Origin of the sequence: Parageobacillus caldoxylosilyticus, from assembly GCF_019272935.1 — a bacterium.
In the GTDB taxonomy this organism is placed as follows: Bacteria; Bacillota; Bacilli; order Bacillales; family Anoxybacillaceae; genus Saccharococcus; species Saccharococcus caldoxylosilyticus.
Genome location: NZ_CP040553.1, coordinates 2,797,917 through 2,821,174, shown reverse-complemented (window position 1 = coordinate 2,821,174; position 23,258 = coordinate 2,797,917). Strand labels below are relative to the sequence as shown.

General features: G+C 43.8%; 32 protein-coding genes. 7 read left to right on the top strand and 25 right to left on the bottom strand.

Going from position 1 to position 23,258, the window contains the following annotated elements:
* Positions 1 to 100 precede the first annotated feature (100 nt).
* The 11 genes from BV455_RS14405 to BV455_RS14355 all read right to left on the bottom strand — a co-directional run bounded on the left by BV455_RS14405 (position 101) and on the right by BV455_RS14355 (position 5,378).
* On the bottom strand, positions 101 to 934 hold the full coding sequence (locus tag BV455_RS14405) for a recombinase RecT (protein ID WP_218687299.1): 834 nt from the start codon (positions 932 to 934) through the stop codon (positions 101 to 103).
* A gap of 12 nt (positions 935 to 946) precedes the next feature.
* The gene (locus BV455_RS14400; RefSeq protein ID WP_218687298.1) at positions 947 to 1,894 is read right to left on the bottom strand and encodes a YqaJ viral recombinase family nuclease; all 948 of its coding nucleotides are present in this window, start codon (positions 1,892 to 1,894) and stop codon (positions 947 to 949) included.
* Positions 1,895 to 2,028: 134 nt separating this feature from the next.
* A complete protein-coding gene (locus BV455_RS14395; protein ID WP_218687297.1) occupies positions 2,029 to 2,220 on the bottom strand; it encodes a YqaI family protein in 192 nt (63 codons plus the stop codon).
* Positions 2,210 to 2,593 carry a hypothetical protein gene (locus BV455_RS14390; RefSeq protein ID WP_218687296.1) on the bottom strand — a complete coding sequence of 128 codons (384 nt, stop codon included), beginning with the start codon at positions 2,591 to 2,593 and terminating at the stop codon, positions 2,210 to 2,212. The genes BV455_RS14395 and BV455_RS14390 overlap by 11 nt, the downstream gene beginning before the upstream one ends.
* Before the next feature lie 187 nt (positions 2,594 to 2,780).
* Positions 2,781 to 2,960, bottom strand: a complete 180-nt coding sequence (locus BV455_RS14385; protein ID WP_218688049.1) for a hypothetical protein — start codon at positions 2,958 to 2,960, stop codon at positions 2,781 to 2,783.
* A 379-nt stretch (positions 2,961 to 3,339) separates the two neighbouring features.
* Positions 3,340 to 3,606, bottom strand: coding sequence for a hypothetical protein (locus BV455_RS14380; RefSeq protein ID WP_218687295.1), 267 nt, complete (start codon positions 3,604 to 3,606; stop codon positions 3,340 to 3,342).
* The gene (locus BV455_RS14375; protein ID WP_218687294.1) at positions 3,603 to 3,875 is read right to left on the bottom strand and encodes an AbrB/MazE/SpoVT family DNA-binding domain-containing protein; all 273 of its coding nucleotides are present in this window, start codon (positions 3,873 to 3,875) and stop codon (positions 3,603 to 3,605) included. The genes BV455_RS14380 and BV455_RS14375 overlap by 4 nt, the downstream gene beginning before the upstream one ends.
* Positions 3,872 to 4,618: a Rha family transcriptional regulator gene (locus BV455_RS14370; protein WP_218687293.1), complete on the bottom strand. Its 747-nt coding sequence runs from the start codon at positions 4,616 to 4,618 to the stop codon at positions 3,872 to 3,874. The genes BV455_RS14375 and BV455_RS14370 overlap by 4 nt, the downstream gene beginning before the upstream one ends.
* Before the next feature lie 76 nt (positions 4,619 to 4,694).
* Positions 4,695 to 4,877 (bottom strand): hypothetical protein, encoded by a 183-nt coding sequence (locus BV455_RS14365; RefSeq protein WP_218687292.1) that lies wholly within the window; start codon positions 4,875 to 4,877, stop codon positions 4,695 to 4,697.
* A 16-nt stretch (positions 4,878 to 4,893) separates the two neighbouring features.
* Positions 4,894 to 5,091 (bottom strand): hypothetical protein, encoded by a 198-nt coding sequence (locus BV455_RS14360; RefSeq protein WP_218687291.1) that lies wholly within the window; start codon positions 5,089 to 5,091, stop codon positions 4,894 to 4,896.
* Between the two features lie 38 nt (positions 5,092 to 5,129).
* Entirely contained in the window at positions 5,130 to 5,378 is a 249-nt protein-coding gene (locus tag BV455_RS14355) for a helix-turn-helix domain-containing protein (protein WP_218687290.1), read from the bottom strand.
* Between the two features lie 233 nt (positions 5,379 to 5,611).
* On the opposite strand from BV455_RS14355, the gene BV455_RS14350 reads away from it, so the two are divergent.
* Genes BV455_RS14350 through BV455_RS14340 form a run of 3 tightly spaced genes read left to right on the top strand, consistent with a single transcriptional unit; the run spans position 5,612 to position 8,073 of the window.
* Positions 5,612 to 6,046, top strand: a complete 435-nt coding sequence (locus tag BV455_RS14350) for a helix-turn-helix domain-containing protein (protein WP_218687289.1) — start codon at positions 5,612 to 5,614, stop codon at positions 6,044 to 6,046.
* Positions 6,047 to 6,068: 22 nt separating this feature from the next.
* A complete protein-coding gene (locus BV455_RS14345) occupies positions 6,069 to 6,500 on the top strand; it encodes an ImmA/IrrE family metallo-endopeptidase (RefSeq protein ID WP_218687288.1) in 432 nt (143 codons plus the stop codon).
* 43 nt (positions 6,501 to 6,543) lie between these two features.
* Complete coding sequence (locus tag BV455_RS14340; RefSeq protein ID WP_218687287.1) at positions 6,544 to 8,073, top strand: recombinase family protein; 1,530 nt, start codon at positions 6,544 to 6,546, stop codon at positions 8,071 to 8,073.
* Positions 8,074 to 8,141: 68 nt separating this feature from the next.
* Here the strand turns inward: BV455_RS14340 and comGB are convergent, their stop codons facing one another.
* Together comGB and comGA are read right to left on the bottom strand one after the other, a co-directional pair.
* A complete protein-coding gene (comGB, locus tag BV455_RS14335; protein ID WP_218687286.1) occupies positions 8,142 to 9,173 on the bottom strand; it encodes a competence type IV pilus assembly protein ComGB in 1,032 nt (343 codons plus the stop codon).
* Positions 9,170 to 10,234, bottom strand: coding sequence for a competence type IV pilus ATPase ComGA (gene comGA / locus BV455_RS14330; RefSeq protein ID WP_017435101.1), 1,065 nt, complete (start codon positions 10,232 to 10,234; stop codon positions 9,170 to 9,172). The genes comGB and comGA overlap by 4 nt, the downstream gene beginning before the upstream one ends.
* A gap of 201 nt (positions 10,235 to 10,435) precedes the next feature.
* Here comGA and BV455_RS14325 point away from each other — a divergent pair, with 201 nt between their 5' ends.
* Positions 10,436 to 11,131: a helix-turn-helix transcriptional regulator gene (locus BV455_RS14325; RefSeq protein WP_042406218.1), complete on the top strand. Its 696-nt coding sequence runs from the start codon at positions 10,436 to 10,438 to the stop codon at positions 11,129 to 11,131.
* 265 nt (positions 11,132 to 11,396) lie between these two features.
* The gene (locus tag BV455_RS14320; RefSeq protein WP_017435099.1) at positions 11,397 to 11,639 is read left to right on the top strand and encodes a DUF2626 domain-containing protein; all 243 of its coding nucleotides are present in this window, start codon (positions 11,397 to 11,399) and stop codon (positions 11,637 to 11,639) included.
* A 47-nt stretch (positions 11,640 to 11,686) separates the two neighbouring features.
* Here the strand turns inward: BV455_RS14320 and BV455_RS14315 are convergent, their stop codons facing one another.
* On the bottom strand, positions 11,687 to 12,823 hold the full coding sequence (locus BV455_RS14315) for a class I SAM-dependent methyltransferase (RefSeq protein ID WP_081160068.1): 1,137 nt from the start codon (positions 12,821 to 12,823) through the stop codon (positions 11,687 to 11,689).
* Between the two features lie 224 nt (positions 12,824 to 13,047).
* Positions 13,048 to 13,680, bottom strand: a complete 633-nt coding sequence (locus tag BV455_RS14310; RefSeq protein ID WP_017435097.1) for an MBL fold metallo-hydrolase — start codon at positions 13,678 to 13,680, stop codon at positions 13,048 to 13,050.
* 446 nt (positions 13,681 to 14,126) lie between these two features.
* Here BV455_RS14310 and BV455_RS14305 point away from each other — a divergent pair, with 446 nt between their 5' ends.
* Complete coding sequence (locus tag BV455_RS14305) at positions 14,127 to 14,303, top strand: DUF2759 domain-containing protein (protein WP_017435096.1); 177 nt, start codon at positions 14,127 to 14,129, stop codon at positions 14,301 to 14,303.
* A gap of 47 nt (positions 14,304 to 14,350) precedes the next feature.
* On the opposite strand, the gene BV455_RS14300 is transcribed toward BV455_RS14305, so the two are convergent.
* From BV455_RS14300 to BV455_RS14285, 4 genes are all read right to left on the bottom strand, one after another.
* On the bottom strand, positions 14,351 to 15,514 hold the full coding sequence (locus tag BV455_RS14300) for a M14 family metallopeptidase (protein ID WP_218687285.1): 1,164 nt from the start codon (positions 15,512 to 15,514) through the stop codon (positions 14,351 to 14,353).
* 126 nt (positions 15,515 to 15,640) lie between these two features.
* Complete coding sequence (locus BV455_RS14295) at positions 15,641 to 16,597, bottom strand: ROK family glucokinase (protein ID WP_218687284.1); 957 nt, start codon at positions 16,595 to 16,597, stop codon at positions 15,641 to 15,643.
* Between the two features lie 7 nt (positions 16,598 to 16,604).
* A complete protein-coding gene (locus tag BV455_RS14290; RefSeq protein ID WP_017435093.1) occupies positions 16,605 to 16,817 on the bottom strand; it encodes a YqgQ family protein in 213 nt (70 codons plus the stop codon).
* A 115-nt stretch (positions 16,818 to 16,932) separates the two neighbouring features.
* Positions 16,933 to 18,396 carry a spore germination protein gene (locus BV455_RS14285; protein WP_017435092.1) on the bottom strand — a complete coding sequence of 488 codons (1,464 nt, stop codon included), beginning with the start codon at positions 18,394 to 18,396 and terminating at the stop codon, positions 16,933 to 16,935.
* Positions 18,397 to 18,525: 129 nt separating this feature from the next.
* On the opposite strand from BV455_RS14285, the gene BV455_RS14280 reads away from it, so the two are divergent.
* The gene (locus BV455_RS14280) at positions 18,526 to 19,398 is read left to right on the top strand and encodes a hypothetical protein (RefSeq protein ID WP_017435091.1); all 873 of its coding nucleotides are present in this window, start codon (positions 18,526 to 18,528) and stop codon (positions 19,396 to 19,398) included.
* Here BV455_RS14280 and BV455_RS14275 read toward each other — a convergent pair.
* The 6 genes from BV455_RS14275 to rpmG all read right to left on the bottom strand — a co-directional run bounded on the left by BV455_RS14275 (position 19,395) and on the right by rpmG (position 23,220).
* On the bottom strand, positions 19,395 to 20,570 hold the full coding sequence (locus BV455_RS14275) for a rhomboid family intramembrane serine protease (protein WP_042406225.1): 1,176 nt from the start codon (positions 20,568 to 20,570) through the stop codon (positions 19,395 to 19,397). The genes BV455_RS14280 and BV455_RS14275 overlap by 4 nt on opposite strands.
* Positions 20,567 to 21,310, bottom strand: coding sequence for an HAD family hydrolase (locus BV455_RS14270; RefSeq protein WP_042406227.1), 744 nt, complete (start codon positions 21,308 to 21,310; stop codon positions 20,567 to 20,569). Before BV455_RS14270 ends, BV455_RS14275 begins: the two co-directional genes overlap by 4 nt.
* A 10-nt stretch (positions 21,311 to 21,320) precedes the next feature.
* Positions 21,321 to 21,497 (bottom strand): hypothetical protein, encoded by a 177-nt coding sequence (locus tag BV455_RS14265; protein ID WP_017435088.1) that lies wholly within the window; start codon positions 21,495 to 21,497, stop codon positions 21,321 to 21,323.
* 156 nt (positions 21,498 to 21,653) lie between these two features.
* Positions 21,654 to 22,427: a DUF92 domain-containing protein gene (locus BV455_RS14260; RefSeq protein WP_017435087.1), complete on the bottom strand. Its 774-nt coding sequence runs from the start codon at positions 22,425 to 22,427 to the stop codon at positions 21,654 to 21,656.
* Positions 22,420 to 22,989 carry a 5-formyltetrahydrofolate cyclo-ligase gene (locus tag BV455_RS14255; RefSeq protein ID WP_042406230.1) on the bottom strand — a complete coding sequence of 190 codons (570 nt, stop codon included), beginning with the start codon at positions 22,987 to 22,989 and terminating at the stop codon, positions 22,420 to 22,422. The genes BV455_RS14260 and BV455_RS14255 overlap by 8 nt, the downstream gene beginning before the upstream one ends.
* 81 nt (positions 22,990 to 23,070) lie before the next feature.
* A complete protein-coding gene (gene rpmG / locus BV455_RS14250) occupies positions 23,071 to 23,220 on the bottom strand; it encodes a 50S ribosomal protein L33 (RefSeq protein ID WP_071532933.1) in 150 nt (49 codons plus the stop codon).
* Positions 23,221 to 23,258: the final 38 nt, after the last annotated feature.

Below are 23,258 nucleotides of genomic sequence, written 5' to 3'. Positions count from 1 at the left end.
TGGCTGCTTTTGATGTATCCCTTGATGTACTCTATGTAGAGTTTCTTGTTGCCGGCAGCCATCCAACGGTAACAATGCGGGATGACAATTCGGTATTCCATCATTCGATGTCAAAGCTCTCCTGTTCGAAGGCACTTGGTTTTTCTTCTGCTGGTTGTTCTTCCGTAACTTCGAAAGCTTCTGCTTCGATGTATTCCGTTTCTTGCACCTCGTTAGTGATATCCTTAACTTCCCTAACTTCTTTCTCATCCTCGTTGAACGCATTTTGCATTTCGATCGAGAGGATACCCCATTTCGCAAGCATGTTTCGCAAAACGGTTTTCATCGCCATAGCATCATAATTTTCTTTCCAACTATGGCCGGATTTGCTGTATTTTTGGCGATGTTTTTCGACCTGCTCCTTTGTCCAATACACGGTTTTTCTGAACCCGTTGACTAGTTCAAAATAGGCCGCGTAACCAACCACTACGTCGGATGTTTTTGCATCGAAGTCAATTTCGAGTTCTTCTGTGAGACGGTTCCATTTTTTCAGTTCACCTTCGTAAACCTCGATAACGTTGATTGATTTGTATTGTCCCGTTCTAAGCGCCAATTGAATATATCCCCTGTAACCGATTTGAAACTGCGCTTTATTGCCATATGGAACAATCCAGGCATATCCTAAGTTTTTGTCTATTGGTAAGTCGAGCGTAGCCGCAATCATAGCAGCTGAAATAACGCTCATCGGTTCGCATTTTTGTAACGTTTGATCGGAACTGTATAGGTTCACGATAGAAGTCATAAACTGTGGAGCACGCTTGTCCAAAATTTCTTCAAACCGTTTTTTGAGTGTCGGGCTTGCAAGCAACCCTTTTAATGTCTGTACAGTTGTTGGTTGTTGCGAAACTTTATTTTTGCTTTGCAATTGATTTTTTAATGATTGAGTTGTGGCCATTGCATAAACCTCCTAGTCCAAAGTGTTTATGGAGAAATAACGTGCGGTACTTGTTTTAAGAACTTGCTTATAAATGTCCGGGAATTTTTCTTTTAGCAACTTGGTATCTACTCTGTTCGAAACACGTGGCTTCCATTGAACCTCATAATTACCGACATATCCGATTTCCGCGTCTTTAAGCTCGTTTTTAAGCTGGTTCTCGATCGCCTTTTTTTGTTGTTCGAGCTGCTCGATGGTTTCTTTGAGCGACTGATATTCTTCGATTTTTGACTTATAAGAAGCGCCTAACTGTGCAATTTTGCTCGAGTCCGTTTCTTTATAGCGTTCCTTCAAAAATTTTTCCGCGGCCGATGATCCGTCAAGCGCCGGCGGTTCCCCTTTCAATACATGGTTATTCCAAAAGTCAATTTCCGCCTGGAAAATCATCTCGATTAGTTCATCATCGCGCTCGATTTCCTTCCATATGAACTTTTGGCCACCGATAAGAACTGCGAAATACCCTTTTTTATACTCCGGACCAAGAACTCCGAGATAATGCTGCACCTGAACGATATATGCCTCTGGAATTTCATCGCCTTCCCATTCTTTTGCGAGAAATGCAGAAGCTGTTTTACACTCCAGAATGGCCTTTTCTCCGACTATGAACCGATCAATGCTGGCCAAGATGAAATCATGCTCTGGATGTTGAAACATGGCGTTTCTTTTCCGCACCTTCTTCCCGGACCGCTTTTCAAACTCTTTCGCCACTAGGTCTTCGAGTAACGTACCGAAATATGCTGCTTCACTTGTTGAAGATTGCGGAGTAACTTGTCCTGTTTTTTCGAGCCACAGTTCGAATGGTGTTTTGTATTTGTTTAGGCCGAGAACGACTGCGGCATCGCTGCCGCCAATTCCTCTAGTTCTGGTTTGTAGCCACTCCTCATGACTCATATCTTTTGTATTTGCAAGAATAACGGACATTTTTTCACCCCTATTTCCTATTTAATTTTTGAAGTGATTCCTATATGATTATGATGAAAGTACCAGTTTTAAAGCATAACACTCTCCTTATGTCCTATTTTTGAAACGTCTCACTCTGCCCAGTGAGGCGTTTTTCATTCGGCAATTTTTCGTGTCGCACCTAACGCTTGAATCAGATACTCACGAATGTTTTCCTCTAGGACGATCTCCCCGTCTGGAAACTCATAGATGGTATCGCCGCATAGGATTTCATCGCCGCAAGCGTCGATGCCCCAGTGAGGACTTTGTTCCACAACCGGACGAGTCATCGGATTTTCAACTTGCATGGTTTCTCCCCCTTTTTCTATTGAGTTTTGTGAGCTTTTGTCGAACAGAAAAGTAGGTCCGACCGAGCTTTTCAGCCAGCTGCATTTTTGTCATCTGGTGCTGGTTCGTAAGGATGAATTCCTCTTCCTCCGTCGTCCAGCGCCGCATCACAAGTGTTTTCTTTTTCTGCTTTTGCTTTTGTGCTGGCTTTTTCTCTGCCACTTTCGGCTGCCCACCCAATTTCTTTCCCAGCTCTTGCATCTGCTGTCCAATTGGACAGCTAGGGCAAACGCGAATACTGGCGTTAGTTACTGAACGAAACTGGCAGTCCTGGCACCGTTCCAACAGCGAGATGATCTGCAACCGGATGAGTTTTTTCTCCTCTCTTGTCACGTTTGTCCCTCCTTTCGCATAGATTAGTAATGTGACAGATGTGCTAGTGCACATCGTCAAGCGTAGGAATGCTGATATAGCCGGGGGATGGAGCCACCAGCACTCCTACGCTTGACGACAGGCACTAAGCCCGTCTTGTTCCGAAGACTTGAATATGCTAGAATGGACTACGGCATGATGGGTATTTTTAGACGGCTAGTGTTGGGAGCACTTGCCGTTTTTCTTTTTGTAAAAAGCGTTTGTAAAGCTCCTCTTTTGCTTTTAACTCCGTGGCCATTAACAGCGCTTGATTTTCACGCATTTCCTTGCACAATCTACGAACCTCTGAAACTTTCATTAACCGGCTTGCAGTGAAACAGACGTTCATCACTCATTCCCCCTTCTCTTTTGACTTTTCTTCTTTTTGAAGAACTTTTGAGTTTGTCGTTTCCTCCGTAGCTTTTCTTGCTGGATTAGCCGCTTAAACCGTTTATGTCGTTTAACTCGTTCCTTCCAAGACATAAGATGAGGGTGAAATTCATCAACTAACTCACCGTTAATTCGGTATGTCTGTCTGCCGTAAGCCCAATAATCCTCATATCCGCAATCGCAATATACTCCGCGTTCTACACAACCTATATACTCTTCTGAGTAATAGTGACTAGTTACCACTTGATTACATACCGGACAACGTTCTTTCGGCTCGATATAGTAAAAGTAAAATGGGTCATTTGCGCACCTTTGTATTTGCCGCTTTCGTAAAGTTTTCATTGTCCATCACTCTTTCGCACGATAAACGCAATATCAACACCGCGTTCTTTCGCCATCTCAACGACCTGAAGCAGTTTGTCGTGCTCCTCTTTCTTCCGTATCAGCTCGTCCAAGTCGCGTTTGCAGCGTAAAAATTCAGTTACCCATCGCTCGGCGTCGTCAAAATGAGCACTCACCCACGCAGCTCGCGCATGGTTCAAATAGATGCAACCGCATTCCCATAGTTTCTCTGCTAACTGTCGATCTTGTGGGAGGACGTTCATGATTTCCCCTCTCCCTTCACGTATTCCATGATGTCGTCAATGATCGCTAAAGCTGTGTCATCATCGACCATATCAGCTAGGGATTTCAATCCTTCGATCACGGCGAGCTTTTTCTGCTCTGCACCGTATTCCTGGAGTAGCAATCCTTTATCGGTTGCAAACATTTCGATCGGTGTCCCGGTGTTCCAGCCGTGTACGCGGCGGATTTCCATTGGAATGGTGATACGACCTAAATGGTCGATTCTGCGGACGATTCCAAGAGCTTTCATTGTGCAATCGCCTCCCTGTTTAGCATCTTGTCTGCGACGCGAATGGCATCTTCCAACAATCCCATTTCTTCGAGAAACTGCGGACGACTAACATCTTTGCCCGTTTTGTTGATATAATTTTGTCGGCGTAACTCTAAATTCGTTCTGTACGCTGTATTGAAGGCTTGTACGAAGTCTTTCCATGCGTAGTTAAACGGGATTCCGTTTTGACGTGCGTATTTTTGAATCATTTTGTTTAGCCGTTGGCGAAGGTCTCCGATCGTATCAATTCGATCAATGTTATCTAACCGATGCTGTACGACCGTTACTTGTTCTTCAATTTGTTTCATGCGTCTTTCTTGTTCCACCATTTGTTGTGCGTATAGGAGCAACATTTCTGCTTGGGTTTTTGGTTGTAGTGGCTGTTGTCGCTTTTGCAATTCCTCTTTCATCCGTTTGAATTCCTCAATGAACCGAACCTTCATCTTCATTGCTTCTGGAGTGGTATATGCAAACGCAACTAACGTAAACGCTTCTTCGGTCAAAAGGTATTTTTTGTACCACTGCTTGTTTTGTGGGTGCTGGTACCGGGTTTCCCCAAAGTTGAGGAGACCCCATTCTGCTTCTCCTGCTTCGATTAATTTTTCTAGTTGAACTTCAATATCACGTAAAACGTGGTCATGACGCTTTCCAAAACACTCTGCAACCGTTAGACTATCTGTAACAACACGATTGTTATCAATGAACACTAACTGTTTATTCATCTCTTCTCTCCTCTCCATGCTTGTCCACTTTGTTTCCAAAAAGATTCCCTAGAGGGCAGCCGGATCATATTCGCGATCAATTCATTTGCCGAAGCCCGAACAAAACAGATTCCAGCACCCGCAATTCCCGTTCAGCACCATGAAGCAAACCTTCTACATATGCGTAATCAAGCGTGTTTGGCGTTTTGGCAGCAAGCTTTTCTTTCAACTCGTTGACGCGTTGGTGGGCTTCTTCAATACGTTTTTTGATTGGTTCCATATTTTTTTCACCTCCTTTAAATCGCTTTCTTTTGCGCATCAGAATTTAACGCTTGGATAATCTCCTCATACAGAGGAGTAATAGGGACTTGTTTCTCTCCCCACTTTCTCAAAAGCTGGATTGCTTTTTCTGGATTTGTATAGGATAGCTGGGCAAGTTTAACTGGGATTGCCTTTCTCTTTTGGAGCAAGTCAAGATCGATCGGCAGCGTCATTTTTTCTACCTCTCCCTTTTCTGTGTTCTTGTTGTTAATTAAGCGTTTGAACGGTTATTTTTAACGTCTATATCTTGTATTTCCGTCATTTTTAACACATTTAAATCGATATCTAAGCAAATAGCTATTTTAGAAAGAGCATTAAGGCTTGGTGTGTATCTGCCGTTTTCAATGTCTGATATATAGTTTCTGGACAAATTAGTAGTAGAAGCCAGTTGATCTTGCGTCATCCCGAGTTCATTTCTTTTTTTCTTAATAATTGTTCCTAACGTTTTTTTGTCTAACATTGTTATCACCTCCTGCTGATATTAATGTATTGTATTTCCGTCGTTTTGTAAAAGCGCATTTTCGCCAAAATTCAAGCATTTTGAAGCAAAATCTAGATTTTTACTTGTATTTCCGTCTATTTTCTTAATATTACTTGTATTTCCGTCATTTTACGTATTGTATATCCGACTTTTTCATACTATAATCAAAACATGAATGTCGGTTATTCCGACAATAAGAAGAGGTGATTTAAGTGATTGGAGACAATATTAAATTTTTTAGAAAGAAAGCAAAAATGACTCAAGTTGAATTAGCTGAAAAAGCAAATATATCTAGATCTTACCTGGCGGACGTGGAACGCAATAGATATAATCCAAGCCTTGAAACCTTAAAAGCAATAGCATCTGCATTGAATGTGTCTGTAAACAGTCTGATTGGTGAAGAAAATGCTAAAAACACAAATCATGATACGCAACTCCCAGAACTAACCGAAAAGGACGAACGGGATATCGCGAAAGACCTGCAAAGAATCATGGACAGCTTAGAAAGTCGTGAAGGGCTAATGTATGACGGTGAACCGATGGATGAGGAAACAAGGGAACTTATACGCATTTCTTTGGAGAACTCCATGAGGCTTGCTAAGCGAATTGCCAAGAAAAAATTTACCCCTAAAAAATATAGAAAATAAATAAAACGCGGGGGTCAGGGGAATGAAAGCAATAAAAGAAGTGGTTAGGCAACTTATAAAGACACATAAATCTAACGACCCTTTTCAAATAGCAAAAGAAAAAAACATCATTATCTTATTCGCGGAGCTTGGAGCCACCTTGGGATTTTATAGTTCTTACAAACGAATTCAGTTCATCCATCTTAATAATCAACTGGATGAAATGATGCAGCGTTTTGTTTGTGCTCATGAACTTGGACATGCTGTACTGCATCCCAAATCTAACACCCCTTTTTTAAGAGCAAATACATTATTTTCTGTTGAAAAGTTAGAGGTTGAGGCAAATACATTTGCTGTTGAATTATTACTTCCAGATGACATTATCACTCAATATCAAAACACCGATCTAACCATCTATGATGTAGCAGAAATGCATAGCATACCAAGACAACTTGTGTACTTAAAAAATTTTTAACGCTAAAATTTAGCTCCCCCTTTCTAAACGAGGTGGTGAAAATATGAGAGTTGCTCTGTATTATCGTGTTTCAACTAAATTACAAGAAGACAAATATAGTTTGGCAGCTCAAAAAGAAGAGTTGACCAAATACGCGAAATCTCAAGGTTGGAATATTGTTGGTGAATTTAAAGACGTTGAAAGTGGAGGAAAATTAGAAAAGAAAGGATTGACCGCCCTTCTCGACCTAGTGGATGAAGGTGGCGTTGACGTAGTACTAGTCGTTGACCAGGACAGGCTATCTCGCTTAGATACAGTTGCATGGGAATATCTAAAATCCGTGCTTCGAGATAATAACGTCAAAATCGCCGAACCTGGAAATATCATAGACCTGAATAATGAAGACGATGAGTTCATCTCTGATATAAAAAACCTGATCGCAAAACGGGAAAAACGGGCTATCGTAAGACGTCTGATGCGTGGGAAAAGGCAAAGAATGCGCGAAGGGAAAGGATGGGGGCAGCCACCTTTTGAGTATCAATACGATCACCAAACAGGTAAATATAAGGCAAAGCCCGAATGGAAGTGGGTGATTCCTTTTATAGATAATTTATATCTAAATGAACAACTTGGAATGAAGGCCATAAGCGATAGATTAAATGAAATTTCCAAGACACCAACCGGAAAGTCTTGGAATGAACATCTTGTGCACACAAGACTAGTATCCAAGGCTTTTCACGGTGTAATGGAAAAAACGTTTGCCAATGGCGAGACAATTTCAATTCCAGGTATATATGAACCGTTGAGAACAGAAGAAACATATAGAAAAATTCAAGAGGAACGAGAAAAGCGAGGCGAACAATTCTCCGTTTCTGGCAGAAAAGGAAGCGCAAAGCACATATTAAAAAGAACAAAAATCATTTGCGGTGAATGTGGTAGAAAAATTCAAATAGCAACACACGGAACAAAAGAAAAGCCTATTTACTACGCAAAACACGGACGAAAAGAGATAGTCGATGGTTCTGTTTGCGACATAAACATCAATACTGTTCGCTTCGATAAAAATATTATGACTGCTCTAAAAGAGATCCTTTCGAGCGAGGAACAGGCAAAAAAATATATAAACTTGGACATAGACCAGAATGAGCTCAATGCATTGAAAAAGAATATAAAAACGCTAAATAAAAAGATTTCCAAGCTTCAGGAGTCACTGGATAGATTGTTGGATTTGTATTTAGCAGGTGGTTTGAAGAAAGAAAAATATTTAGAGAAACAAAAGCAATTGGAATCACAAATAGAAATTTATAAAAAAGAACTCGACCAGAACGAGTTAAAACTAAAGACCGTTGAGAGTAACATGTGGAATTATGAATATTTGTACGAGTACCTAGAAGTAATCACAGATCTAGAAAAGGAACTAACGCCTATGGAAAGAGTGCAGCTTGTTGGTAAAATATTCCCTACCGCAACATTATATAGAGAAAAATTGATACTAACAGCTGATGTAAAAGGGATCCCAGTTGATATTGAAATTCCTATTGATCCTGATCCATACCCATGGCATCCGAAAAAAAGGAATACCTATACAAAATAATATGGGTATTCCCTAATATTTATTTCGATTAACGTAAACCCCTTTTCATTCTTCATTGTCCTTCCCTCCTATAAATGATTCATCATGGAAAACAGCGGCAGCAAAATCGCCAAATACATGCAAATGACAAGCAAACCAACAAAAGATAGCAGCAGCGGCTGAATGAATTTCAACAACGTTTCCAGTCGTTCCTCGAACGCCTGAAACAATATTTCACCATAATGATTTAACTCTTTGCCCAATTCCCCATTAGACTGGCCATGACGGATCACGAGCACCAGCTCTTGTTCGTAATAGTTGCAGACACCGATAACGTCATCTAGCGGAAGCCCTTTCGCCAGCTCGTCTTTGATCCTTCTTCCTTCCGCTCGTAAAAACGGCAGTGATTCTTGTCGTTCAAAAGCTTGGAGCGCCTCATATATCGACATTCCTCCCTGCAGTAAATGGCCAAGCTGCAGCGCAAACAGATGGGTGACATAAAGCTTGACCAAAGAACGAAGAAGCGGAATTTTCATCGCAGCGTGGATCTTGGCAGCGACCGTCCATTTTCGAAACGAGCCGATATAAAAAAGAAAACAAACGATACATAAAACAAAAACAACAGCAAACACATTAGGGACAATGGAAACGATGTGCATAAAAGCAATGGATGCAGAAGATGGCGAAGAGGATAAAGTGGAAGAAACTTGGGAAAACCGCGGCAGCAACAGATGCCCAACAGCAGTCAACATTAATACCATAAAACACAGCAGCATGAGCGGGTAGCTGCTCGTTTTGCGCAGCCTTTGCATATATTCTGCCTTCTGTATCAGCATTTTTCCCGCTTCAATAATGCCGCGCGGCAAATCTCCGTGCTGCTCTGCGAAAAACAAATAGCCGATTGCTTCGTGATGAAAAGGAAGCGAAGCAAGCGATTGGTAAAAAGGCAGTCCCGAACGAAGCCGGGAAAGGCATTGCTGCAAATCATGGCGGCGGGAAAGCGGCTCTTGAATCTCTAAAAATTCGAGCGCTTGTGACAGCGAATACCCTCTTTCTAACAGGCTTCCTAGCCGCACTAAAAACGTTCCTTGCTGATGTAGCGGCCATTTTCGTTTTTTCATTTTTCCCCTCCCTTAACGACCGTGAGAGTGTGCGCCGGCAAAAACCCAAGCGCCATCCCTTTGCGAATGATATTTTCCAACGTATAGTAACGGCATACTTTGTTCCCTGTTTGCACGGAGCAAATAGCGTCGGATAATGCACTTCCATACAGCAGTTCATGCACAGCGACGCGGCGTACTTTTCGATATTGGCGGCAAACGGGCATGCAATGTTCACCGCAAAACGGACAGAGCAAATCAACAAGCCGCTGCGCCGTTACGGCGAGCAACGTTTGCTCAATATCTTCGAGCGGAATGCCGAATTCGCGCAAACGGTAAATCGCGCCAACCGCATTTTTCGTATGCATCGTCGAAACGATCAAATGTCCTGTCATGGCAGAGCGCACCGCAATTTTTGCCGTTTCGGCATCGCGGATTTCCCCGACCATAATAACATCCGGATCATGGCGCAACGCGGCTTTCAAGCCAACCGCATACGTAATTCCCGCTTTTTCGTTAATCTGCACTTGCAATAGATTGTCAATCCGCTTTTCGACCGGATCTTCCAAGGTGATGACATTGCGATGCCACTTTTCCTGGCAAATCCGCAGCAAGGCATATAAAGTCGTCGTTTTTCCCGATCCGGTCGGTCCGGTACAAATGATTAATCCTTGCGGCTGTTGAAACAGGGAAAGCAATATGTTGGTAGAGTGGGCAAATAGGGAAATTTGTGACTGTGGCAGGAAAAAACTTTGTGGAAGAAGCCGGATGACGAGGCTTTCATCGTAGAATGTCGGCAATGTGGAAAGGCGTAAAGAAATGATTTCCCCTTGCTGGTTTGTCTCCATTGCTCCGCTTTGCGGCCGACGGCGTTCGCCAATGTCCATGCCTGCTAAAAATTTAAAATGGGTAATAAGCCGCTCGCATGTTTCTTTTGTCAGCGTTGCTTTTTCCATCAGCAGTCCATCTAAGCGAAAACGCACTACCGCATCGTTCTTCCGCGGAACGATATGAATATCCGAGACGCGAAGCAACCCTGCTTCCATGAGAAGACGGTCCGCCAAATATTCAATCTCATTCATTCGTTCATACCATTCCTCCTTTCACTATATTGCTACATATTTCGACTTGCTCTCGCCTTTTTCCTGCATTACAAATAAAAAAATTTCATGAACATTTTATGAAATTTTTACGATATTTATGTTGGTAGTGATAAATATCATTCCTTGCCGAAAATCATTTTATTATAATGACCATAGGAATATTATTTAGGAGGAACCGTTATGGAACAAACATTAAAAATTACAAACGTATTGGCTGACCCGACGCGCTATCATATTTACGAGTATATCGCCAAAAAACATAAGGAAGTATCTGTTCAAGAAATTGCTGACGTATTTAACATCCACCCGAATGTCGCCCGTCTTCATTTAACAAAGCTGGAAGATGTCCATATGATTGTTTCCGAAACGCAAAAAACCGGAAAAGGCGGACGGCCAAGCCGCCTTTACCGTCTATCGGATGAAGTCATTCAGCTTCATTTTCCGTTTCGCGATTATCAGCTCCTTGCCAAAATCGCGATTCAAGCGATGATGAAGCTTGGTGATGCGGGCAAACAGGCGCTTTACGAAACAGGAAAAAACTTTGGCAAAGAACTTGTCGTCCAGCGCATTCCACATGATCAATCCCCACAGCAGCTAACGTTTGCCGAAAAAGCAGCCATCGTGAAGGAAGCAGCAGAAACGGCAGGATTTTACCCGACGTTTGAATATAATGAAAAAGAAGAAAAAATATATTTACAAATTTTTAACTGTCCGTTTAAAGAAATCGCCCTTCAAACGCCGGAAGCCGTTTGCCAAATGCATCGCGCGTTTTTGCAAGGAATGTTTGAAGTGCTTTTCCCAAACATAGAACTAGTAGAAATGGAGAACATGACAAACGGCTGCGATTATTGCTTGTATCGGGCAAGTTTGACCTAATAAAACAAGGACATGATGCACCGCTTTTCTGTCAGTATCGGCAGAAAAGCGCTTTTATGTTCTATATAGTTGCAGCCTAATGGTTCGCCTTTTGTACCTTTTACAGAATCATGAGGCTGCCGGATGTAAGTCTGCGCCTTGCCGCTGCCGGCAACACAACGGCACAATATGAGGGCAGATAGGGAAAGCGTTATTTACATTTGCCATTATTGTACATTATAATAAGTAAAGATGGGGATTTGCACTTAAAAAGGAGGGATACATAATGGATCGCATGTTCCGTGTCCTAGCATTTTGGACGGGAATTTTCGCAGTCATGTTTTATCTTGGGCATATGCACCAAACATCGCTTATTTTCTTTGGTCAAACCGTATTTTTCCTCTTTCTCGGTTATTTAAAATTAACAGAAAGAATGTACATTTATATTTTCGGGGCATACTTAACCATTTTCTTCGCGGCCTTTACGTATTGGACAACATTTATGATGATCCCGGGAATGGGAGAATGAAGAACGAGCAGGAGTCTGTTTCTCCTGCTCACTCTCTTTGCCTTTCATTAGGAAAACAGCAAAAACTCTTGCTGCACCCATATATCATCCCAGCAAAGCTGCATACCTTTTTGTTGGATCATCACATGAAAGGCGCTGCTTATTCCTTCGTCCATGATCAAGGACCGAAGCGCCCGGTTTTGTCGGTTTTTAGGAGAAAATGGATTGGTGTCATCGTGTGTTACTAAATATTCCAATATTCCAGCCGCAAGCAAAAAGCGGTCCTGCCTGACGAGCGCAACATACTCCCATCCCGCCTGTTCCCCGTACATTCGCAGCGCGTCCCACTGCACGTGCGCTGTTATATCCATCTCCCCAGGATACATAAGCGGATCGGTGATGAGACGGTGGCGATAATATCCGCGCAAGCTTCCCTGCTGTCTTGCTGGCCATTGCAACTCCTTGTCCGTATAGCCGTAATCAATCGTTATCATTACACTATTCTGAAAAAACGCAGAGGTTTGCAAAAGAAACTGTTTTATCGCAAGCGGTACTTCTAAACGCTGCCCGTTCGCTAAATAAAGCTGCCGCTCATGTAAATATTGAAAAATATCTTCATTATCTAGCGGGTATTTTTCCTCGATCAGCTTGCCGTCGTTCACGGTGACAAAACATTCATATATTTTTCCATTTTCCTTTGCGATTACGTGCACCGGAAACGCATCAAAAAATTCGTTGCTAAAAACGATTCCCGTAAACGAAGGCATATGTTGTTTGAGTTCCTTTAGATCTTTATACTGCATCACTTTTTCTGCAACATCGCCAAGCGTTTGCAGCTGCTTTGCCCGCTGGAAAGGACTTGTTTCGACAATGATATAAGATAGTTGCTTGTATGTGTGCGGACTTTTTCTCTTCCATTCCTCTAAGACCGCACGCGCAAATTTGCCGTCTCCGCCTCCAAACTCGCAAATATGCGGCAACACGCCTCCTTTTTCTACTAAACGAAGAAAAAAAGAAGCAAACAGCTTGCCAAATAGGTCGGAAACATGGCTGTTCGTAAAAAAGTCTCCATCTTTTCCAATTTTCGTTCTTTCGCTCATATAATACCCGCACCGTTCGTCATATAAAGCAAGCCTCATGTAGTCGGCATACGAGATGCGCCCAAGCGGCGAGGCATAGATCGCTTCATAAATCGCCTTTGCCATATCTATTTCCTTTCCCGTTTTTTGTTTTTTTACTATTGACATAGTAAAAACGCTGTTATATTGTTATAGTAGTAGCTTAACTATATCCCCTCCCATTATATGGATAGAACATCCCCCAAAAAACCCTTCTTTATCGAAGAAGGGTTTTTTGTTTGCGGAAAAGCAAACGTGTCATTTGCCAACCGCGGCCGGCACGTTTGCTTTTTTGTGGCATTGGTTTCCTTTTAAAATCCATGCAAAAACGGATTTGTATCCATTTCCGCTCCGATTGTTGTCTCCCGCCCATGTCCGGATAATACTACTGTTTCCTCTGGCAATGTAAGCAGCTTATCGTGGATGCTGCGCAATAGCTGTTCATGGTTTCCTCCCGGCAAATCGGTGCGTCCAATACTTCCAGCAAAAAGTACATCTCCGGAAAACACCGCTTCAATCTCTTTGCAATAGTAAGAAATGCTGCCCGGCGAATGTCCAGGTGTTTCCAGTAAATCAAAGGCAAACGCTCCGATTTGCAACGTTTGTTCTCCCGTTATGCATGTCGGTTCACATCGGACGATGACTTGACCTCCGCCGAAATATGCCGACCCGTTTAAAGCAGGATCGGTTAGCCACTCTTTTTCTCTCTCATGGATATAAATTGGAAGCTCCCATCGCGCTCTCACTTCATGAATGCCGCCGATATGGTCGAAATGAGCATGGGTTAATAAAATCGCCAGCGGAGTGAGCTGCTGTTTTTCAATATACCCGACAATTTTATCCCCCTCTGCGCCCGGATCAAAGATGACACAAGTACCATCCGTATGGGATAGTATGTAGGCGTTGGCCTGAATCGGTCCGACTGGAATGCGCTCCCACTTCATGATTATTCCTCCTCCATTTGTTGGCACTATATCGTTTCTACTATGCCGGCAAAAACGTCACTATCTCCTAGACGTATCTTTCCAAATCGCTATACCGCTAATTACTATTATTTTATCGCAACATGGCCAAGTTTGTCATTTCGCTCATGTCCTTTACCAAACCATTCTAAATAAGAACAGAATAATATAGAAGAAAGTGGGACACAATGATGATAAATGCAAGAACGCTTCCGCCTCTTCTCCCGTCCTGGAAAAGCACATAACCAAACATGATGGTAGAACTGTCCGTTATTTCGAACCGCCTAAAAAATTGCCGATGCATATCGTATGTTGATTCCTATTTTTGACCTCGACAAATAAATAAAAAAAGATTACAATGAAAAAGAATTAGTCGGTTTCTTACATAAATTTTATCACAAGGATTTATTTCACAAGGGGGTAAGACAATGGGAACAGTCATTATTTTTGCATTAGTAGCGCTGTTGGCGCTTTACGGAATTGTGCGCACCTTGCGCGAGAAAAATATACTTGGGTTTCTTTTCGGACTTGGCGCCTTCGCCGTATTCGGCTGGTTTACCGTTATGACAATATTGCATCACGGTTTTCCAACAGGCACGCATTAAAGCGCAAGAGGCATTTCCAAAGCCTCTTGCGTTTTTATTTCTTTGCTTCATGCCATATACAACGCCGCCAGAAAAATGCCGAGACTATCTTCATAAATCTCAGTAAATTGGGAAATTGGCAACGGATTTACTCCTTCTCCTAGTTCCACCGTGTATCCTCTTCGTCTCCATGTTTGAATAAACCAGTCGCGATACCCAGCATGGCTGTCGATATACCGTACGGCTCGATAGCCGCTTGCTTTGGCAAACTCATTCACGGTTTCTTCCGCTTCCGGCGGTTCCAGTCCTTCGTACCCCCAATATATTTCTTTTCCTTGTGTGTGAAAGGCTAAAATCATGGAAAAATCGCTTTCCTCGGTCAATGCGGCCATCGCTTTTGTTTCCGGTTCTGTGAGCGGCGCGAACCCTGGAAAATCGCGAGGCGCCGGCGCTTTTGGAACTTTGCGGGCCTGCTCCACCTCCCATTTGGCCGGAAATTGATTATTTAAATCAATGCCGCGGATATTTGCCTTCCACTGTGAAAAATCATAAGATCCTTCGTTCATGCAGATCACTTCGCTCCGATATGGCTCTTGTTCCGGCGGTCCGTGCAAAACAAGGTTCACTCCATCAGGATTGACCATCGGCACAACGGAAAGCGTCACCTTGTTATAATAGTCTAGCATTCGATGGCCGCGCAGCGTTTGATCGTTTGTCACTGCCAGCAAATATTCATTCAAAAAGGTCATAATTACCGCCGTTGTAATCCATTCATTGGCATGAAAAGACCCATTGAAATGGACGCGGATCGGCCCGCGGCCAATCTGCAGCTCGATTAATGGCAATCCGAGCACACTATATCCAATCGTTCGTGTTCGCACAAACGGAAAATGGCGGCAAAGTGTCTTGATATCCTGCTGCAGCGTGGAAAAATCGTACGCTTTTTGCCCTTGAACCACGCGGGAGACGATCCGCTTGGGCAGCTGCACTTCCCCGCTTGTGATCTTCGTTGTACCTTTCATGCGCTGCAATGCCATTTCGTGTACGGAAAAAAAGCCGGCCAGCTCTTCCCATGATTGGACCGCATCATATCCCGGAATGCAAACAACCTCTCCCAGCTTCAAATGTTCGTTTTTGATATGCGGGTTGGCGTCCACCAATAACTCGTAAGGCACAGAAAACCATTCGCTGTACATGGCCAGCGTATCGCCCAAGGAAGCATATATATTCAAACGCCGTCTCTCCTTCCTTTTATTCTACCTTCAACTTATGAGACAGGACGACGAAAAATGAAAAATAAAAAACGATTCATCGAATAATCAGCCTTTCGATGAACCGTTTTAGACATAGATATCCTTTTATGCTGGCAATGACGTTTTGGCCAGCCATGCGCTGCCGATAACTCCCGCATCATTGCCAAGCGTCGCCAATACAATCGCTGCGCCTTCAGCAACGCGCGGAAACGCAAAGCGGCGGAAATGGGTGGTGACACGTTCTACTAATATATTCCCCGCCTTCGAAACCCCGCCGCCAATGACAATTTTCTCCGGATTGGAAACATTGGCAGCATTCGCTAACGCTAAGCCAAGATAGAACGTTACTTCTTCGACAATTTCTAAAGCCAATGCATCTTCTGCTTTCGCGGCGTCAAATACTGCCTTAGCCGTTACAGCGTCAGGGCGAAGCAGCGTCTGCCGGTCCGATGTTGCTAATTTTTCTTTTGCGATCCTTACAATTCCCGTGGCCGAAGCGATGGTTTCCAAACAGCCGCTTTTTCCGCAATTGCACGGTGCCCCGCCGCTTGGAATCATCGTCATATGGCCGATTTCGCCGCCGGCGCCATTGACGCCATGCACAATTTGGCCGTTGGCAATCACTCCGCCCCCGACACCAGTGCCAAGCGTAACGCAAATCAAATCGCGCGCTCCACTGCCAGCCCCCTTCCACATTTCGCCAAGGGCAGCGATATTCGCATCATTATCTACCGCGACAGGAAGAGACATTTCCCTCTCTAATTCTTCTTTCAACGGGTAATTTTTCCAGCCTAGATTCACTGCTTCATAAAGCATTCCCGTTTCCATATGCACCGGTCCCGGCGCACCGATGCCAATGGCTAAAAGCCGGTCTTTGTTTTCCCCTAAACGCTGCAATGTTTCTTGCAGTGATCGGGAGATATGTTTGACAATGTTTTTTCCTTGATTCGAAAGATCAGTATCAATTTCCCATTTATGTACAATATCCCCGTCTGTCGTTACAAAGGCCATTTTTGTCGTTGTGCCGCCCAAGTCGACGCCAACAAGCCATTTTTCTGCCATCGTCTCTTCATTCCTTTTTCATTCGTTTTTCTCTTTCGATCTGCGCCTCATGCCGCAAAATAAAAAGCGCCATTTGAAAATCTTTTACGTCAATCAATTGCGATTGGTATAACTCTTTTAACTCTTCTTCCATCAACTCTAAGTCGGCTAGACGGTCTCCTACATAGATGATCGTCCCAAACCGTTTTAAAAGCTGCTGTACGTCATAGACCGTTTTCATTATTTTCACCTGCACCTCTTTTTACCCAATATAAATGTATAAACAAACCACTGCTTTCGTCAAGCAGGAAAAAAGAAAAACAGGCTGCTTGAGCAAAACGCTCGCATAGCCTGTTTCACCGATCCGGATCGCGCGGATGCAGCACGGTCGGCCTCCGGTTTTTCAACGGCATCGGGGAGCGGATGAGCACATCGCGCATCGCTCGATAGGAAAAAGGAATAAACGGCCATAAATACGGCACGCCGAACGAGTTCATGCGCGCAAGGCCAATGATCCACATCGCAATGCCAACCACATAGCCGTATAGATCCAATACTCCGCTTAAAACTAACAACCCAATTCTAACAAGACGATTGGCAAGCCCCATTTCATAGCTTGGTGTCGCGAAACTCCCAATAGCGGCAATCGAAAAATATAAAATTACTTCGTTCGAAAACAGACCGACTTCTACCGCAATTCCGCCGATCATCAGCGCGGCGACCAACCCCAGTGCCGTCGCTAAAGATGAAGGGGTATGGATCGCCGCCATCCTCAGCATATCAAGGCCAATTTCAATCATGATAATTTGCGCAAATAACGGAATATCACCCAGTTTTGCCTTCGCTAAAAAAGAGAGGGACGACGGCAATAACTGCGGTTCTGTCATCATTAAATACCAAAGCGGCAATAGAAAAATAGAAGCCCAAACCGCTAAAAAGCGCACAAGCCGCAAATAGGCGCCAACAATCGGCTTGTTGCGGTATTCCTCGGCGTGCTGGAGATGGTGCCAAAACGTCGCAGGCGTAATTAACACACTTGGCGAACCATCGACAATGACGAGCACATGACCTTCATATAAATGCGCCGCCGCCGTATCCGGACGTTCCGTATAGCGGACTACTGGATACGGATTCCAATGCCTTCCTGAAATAAACTCTTCCACTGTTTTCTCCGCCATTACCAGCCCGTCAGTATCAATTTTGGCAATCGATTGTTTCACACGCTCGACTAATTCCGGATCGGCGATTTCTTCAATATAGCAAATGCAAATATCGGTCCTCGAGCGGCGTGCCACTTGCAAATATTCCATGCGCAAAGATGGGTCGCGGACGCGGCGGCGAATCAGCGCCGTATTGAATACAAGCGTTTCAACAAAGCCATCGCGCGCCCCGCGCACGACCCGTTCATTATCCGGCTCTTGCGGACCGCGAACCGGATATGTACGCGCATCAATCAAAATAATATAATCGACGCCGTCTACCACCAACGCAGTCGGCCCGGCGAGCACCGCACCGACCGCTTCTTCCAGATCATTGGTTTTGCTTAACTCTACGTACGGAATATACGTTTTTAATAGTTGTTCAAGCGGATGTATCTGCAATTCTTCTTTTTCGAGAAACGATAATCTTCTCATTAAATAATGTAAAATATCGTCTTTGACAAACCCATCGATCATAAAAAACGACATTGCCCTTCCCGCATACTCGACGTCAAGCTGTATGACATCAAAACTCTTCCCGACGCCAAGCCTTTGCTGCAAATAGGCAATATTGTCTTGTATGTTCCGGGAAACGAACCGTTTGTTTCTGCTTTTTTCCAATGTGATCCCACCTGCATTTCCTTGCAATCTTGATACCATTCATCTTTGACAGCCGCAAACAAATTCATACATAAATTTGACTTTGTAAGCATATATTGGTGAAAACCTTGTCCATCGTGGGGGGGTTCTATGAGAAAATGGACCATTCCAATCATGACGATCGCAGCAGCGTTTTTATGTTTGATTCCGTTATTTTCCCTTTATTCCCATAATTCAACAAAAGAAACGATTATCTTTTTCCCGATCCACCCGCAAGCTACATTTAAGGAAGCAAAAACGACGTTGCAGCTGCAGCCGCAAAAACGGAGGGGAAAATATTCACTGCTTTGGTCAACGTCCTCTTCCTTAGACAGAACCGCCTATTTACGTCAGGATATTTCTTTGCTTTTTGCGGATGGCCGCCTTATCGACCGTCTTTCTAAATGGGAGAGTCATAGGAAAACGTTAACACAGCGAAAAAAAGTAACAGCCAAAGATAGCCGTTTTTTTCAAACGATTTCGTTTCACTATGGCGAACTCCATGAAGGAAATGCCATTACGAGCAGCCAGACGATGACAAGCGATTATTTATATGTCATCGATTCGCCGTACCACCCGCTCACGTCGTTTCGCCGAGCGACAACAGAAGAGGAGAAAGAGTGGCAACGAATATTAAACAAAACAACAAACGGATATCTTCAGCATAAAGCCCAATCGCTTTTATCACACTTTTCCATCCAAGCGCAGCAATATTATTCATTATATTTACCTGACTTAATTATGTATAATGAACAGCCGCTGCCAGACCTTTCGATGAAAAAAACACAAGAAATCATCGGGAAGCTTTGGGAAGGAATGTATAAATCTTATTTCCTCGGCATAAAAAAAGAGGATGGTTCCATCCTCTCGCCAATCGGCAGCACCGTACCGCTTATTTTAATAAGCAAAGACTACTCCCACTTAATTGTACTGATTGAGGCGGAAAACGGGGAGAAATTTCAGTTAATCCAAAAAATAACCTAAAGGCGGAATCCGATCAATAAACCTAAAGCAGCAATGCTTACCGTGACAAATAAGGAACGAGCTTGCCGCTTCCAAGCAACATGATTGGGCAAATGGACGATACCGGCGGCAAGAAATCCGCCAATCAACCCGCCAATATGGCCGGCATTATCAATTCCGGGAACAACGATTCCAAATAACAGATTGATAATAATCAGGCTGATAATATTCGTCCCGATCGTTTGGAAAAAAAGATGCCGATATACCGTCCCAAAGTAAAGCAAGGCTCCAAATAAGCCAAAAATGGCGCCAGATGCCCCCGCGGAAAGGGACGACGTGAACAAAAAGCTGCCAAGCGTCCCAAAAAAACCGGCAATCATATAGATGCAGAAAAAGCGCCACGATCCGTAAAGACGTTCCACCATCATGCCTAAATAGTAAAGCGCAAACGTATTCATCAATAAATGCAAAAACCCGATGTGCAAAAAAATCGGTGTAAAAAAGCGCCACCATTCCCCTTCCCAAATAAGGGGATTAAATTTTGCCCCATATCGAATCAACACTTCGGGATTCGTGCTGCCGCCGCTCCATTCCATCAACAGAAACAACGCTACTTGCAAAACGATAAAAATATAGGTAAAAACAGGCTTGCCGTATTCAAACAACCTTCTTTCTCGTTCCTGTTGTTCCCTTACTTCCTGGAAAATACGGTGTTTCAGCCGCTCCGCTTCGAAAAATGGATCGCTGTCATCACTGATAGGAGAAAGAACAATAGGCGTTTCGATCGTGTCTGTTAGCTGTTGCAGCGAATGCTCGATGTTCCCCGAGTGGATCAAAAGCGTCCGGAATACGCCGTTCCGCCGCTGCGGAAGCGGAAGCGGCTTTGCGATCAAAAATTCCCAATCATCAACAGGAGGATAGGTGGAAATATAAATATTCACCACTTGGTCCGCTTTACCAATTTTCCGCCTCGGTAGTTGCCCGACAACACGCCAAGCATATTCCATATCCCGTTTCAGCTGTTGTCCCCAATCGATATCATCACGCACGATGCGGACGAGCGGAACACGCCGATTCTCCAGTGACTCCAGCCAAATTTCATTCACGCGGTGGGATAGTTGGACAATCCGGTAACGCTGTTTTATAAAAAAATAAATGAGCTGCCAAAATAGCCATTCCATTTTCCCATTCAACGTCTCCTCCCCCTTTTTTCCATAACATGAGGCTCCCCCAGCAATATGGAAGCTAACTGTTCCACACTAAGGCAGATGACGGCAGATGGCGCCGAAACGGCGGAAACAGGTTGCTGCTGGAAATAAATCGCCCGCCATCCAGCATGAAGCGCTCCCATCACATCCAGCTCCCAAGAATCACCGATATATACCGGCTGTTTTCCAAACGGCAATCGACGTTGGGCGCAGCGGAAAATCGCCACATCAGGCTTTTCACATCCAACCTCCTCGGAAATAACCACTGCGTCGTCGGAGAAAAAGCGGCGCAACCCGGCGTACGCAATTTTCTCACGCTGAATGGCACTTTCTCCATTGGTTATAATACCAAGCGGAAGCGAAAGGCTTTGCAACCGTTCGAGCAGCGAAATAATTCCTGGCAGCGCAATTGCAAAACGGCCGACTACTTCATCAAAATAGGCGTGAAACTCATCTGCCGTTTTCACACTTATCTTTATATGAAAAACACGCATCGTCTCAAGGAAGCGAAGGCGGCGATACTCCTTTCTCGTCAAGCGCCCTCCCGCATAATCCGGCCAATAGCGATCGCAGTATGCTTTAAATACACGAAACCATGGCAAAAAAGAAACAGCTTGGTTTGGGAAAAACGTTGTAAAGCAATGGTAAATGGCCGTGCGGAATGTCCGCTCATAGTCAATAAGCGTATCGTCAAGATCAAACCAAATGGCATCCCACTGTTTCATTGTACCACACTTAGCGTAATATCTGGGAAATCATTGCATTGCGGACAAACGGAACACTCATGGATGAGCGGACAAACCACTTCTGCAAAATTCGGACACTTAATAAAGCGTTTACCACTCGATAGCGGTAGCGGTATATCACTATGCCGGCTATAATCGCCAATAACAGATAGACAAACTTGTTCATCGTTCCACTCCCTCTATTATACAAATTCCTCTTTATTCTTTTTCCCATTCATTGATAAATTATGAAATAATAGCAACAGCTAAAAAAGAAAAAACGGACCAAAAATGGGCCGTTTTTAGCAAAAAACTTCCGTCGTTCATATATCATCTGCCTTTTTCAGAAAATGGATAAAACGACGTAAATCAATGTGGAACAGGCAATAGATAAAACATTCACCACATCATTGTTGACAAAACGGTACCCTTTCATATGCACCGTTTTTTGTCCACAATGTTCCTTTCGTTCCGTTTGCATCCCGCATATCGGACAGCGGTGCACCGCCTGCCAGACCGCACCAAACCATGTATCAAACAAGCTGCCAAGCCACCCGAAAAAGGCGATCGTCATAACAGAAATGTTTTCCCATTGAACAGCGCCTGCAGCAGCGATAAAAGCAGCCCCGAAAAAGGCGGCAGCCGTGCCGAGCAATGTCACCGCCCCCGATGTTCCTGCTTCCACTTTTTTGAAATTTGTCAATAATCTTGGCGGCTGTTTGCTTAAACTGCCGATTTCCGATGCCCATGTATCCGCGTTGGCGGCAGCAACGGAAATAAGAAACAAAGGGAGCCAGGACGGTGATGGGTGGAATAAGGAAAGGAAGCTGATCAAGGCAGGAATCCCCCCGTTTGCGAACACTTGTATATAGTCGCGGCACTCCCCTTTTTCTACTTTTTCCATTAGCTTTTTTTTCTTGTTTTTGCCGATTTTGCTCCACATGCTGGAACTGACAAAAAATAATCCTAACAGTATTAATCCGTTCCATGAAAATCCGATTCCAACGATCGTGCCAACAATGATAGTCGCGATTGCTCCGGAAATGGAAAGCGAACGGATAAACCACCCTCCGAGCGCCACAATAGCGGAAACGATGATATATTGCCATTCATTCATTACATTGTATAACCCCTTCGTTTGTAATAATCATTTGCACAGGAACGTCATGTTCTTCTATAGGCAGAGAGTCGACGACTTGGAAAGAATAGGCCAATGAAATCGTCGGCACTGATACATGCCGCAAATAGCGGTCATAATATCCTCCGCCATATCCAATTCGATAACCATTCTTGGAAAAGCATATTCCCGGAACGATGATGATATTCATATCGCTTTTTTTTACTTCGTTCGTCAACGTTTCGATTGGCTCGCGCAGACCGAAATATACCGACTCAAGCTGGGAAAAAGATACGATCTTCCGGAATACCATCGTCTTTGTTGCCGGATCGCATTTTGGCACGCTCACCGTTTTCCCTTCTTGCCAGGCCCGTTCAATGATGGGAATGGTGTCGACTTCTTTTCCTTTCGAAATCGTGATGCCAATGACGCGGGCATTTTTCCACTGCGGCAGTTCATATAGCTTTTCTGCGATTTGTTTATCATATGCTTGTTTTTCCTCATCGGTTAATTGCTCCAGCTTTGCTTGCATCCGTTTGCGGATTTGCCTTTTTTCCTCCATTTTCCTTTTCCTCCCTTATCCACATTCCGCCTAAGTCCACCATAAAAAGACAAAAAGCAGCAGGAACTTATTTCCTACTGCTTACTTCGTTTCACGATGAAGTAATGTCTTTTTACATCTTGGGCAATATTTTCTTAATTCAAGACGATCTGGATTGTTGCGTTTATTTTTGGACGTAATATAGTTACGTTCACCGCATTCTGTACAAGCCAATGTAATGTTCACGCGCATGTATCTTCCCTCCAAACTACTTTAGTTGAACTTATTAT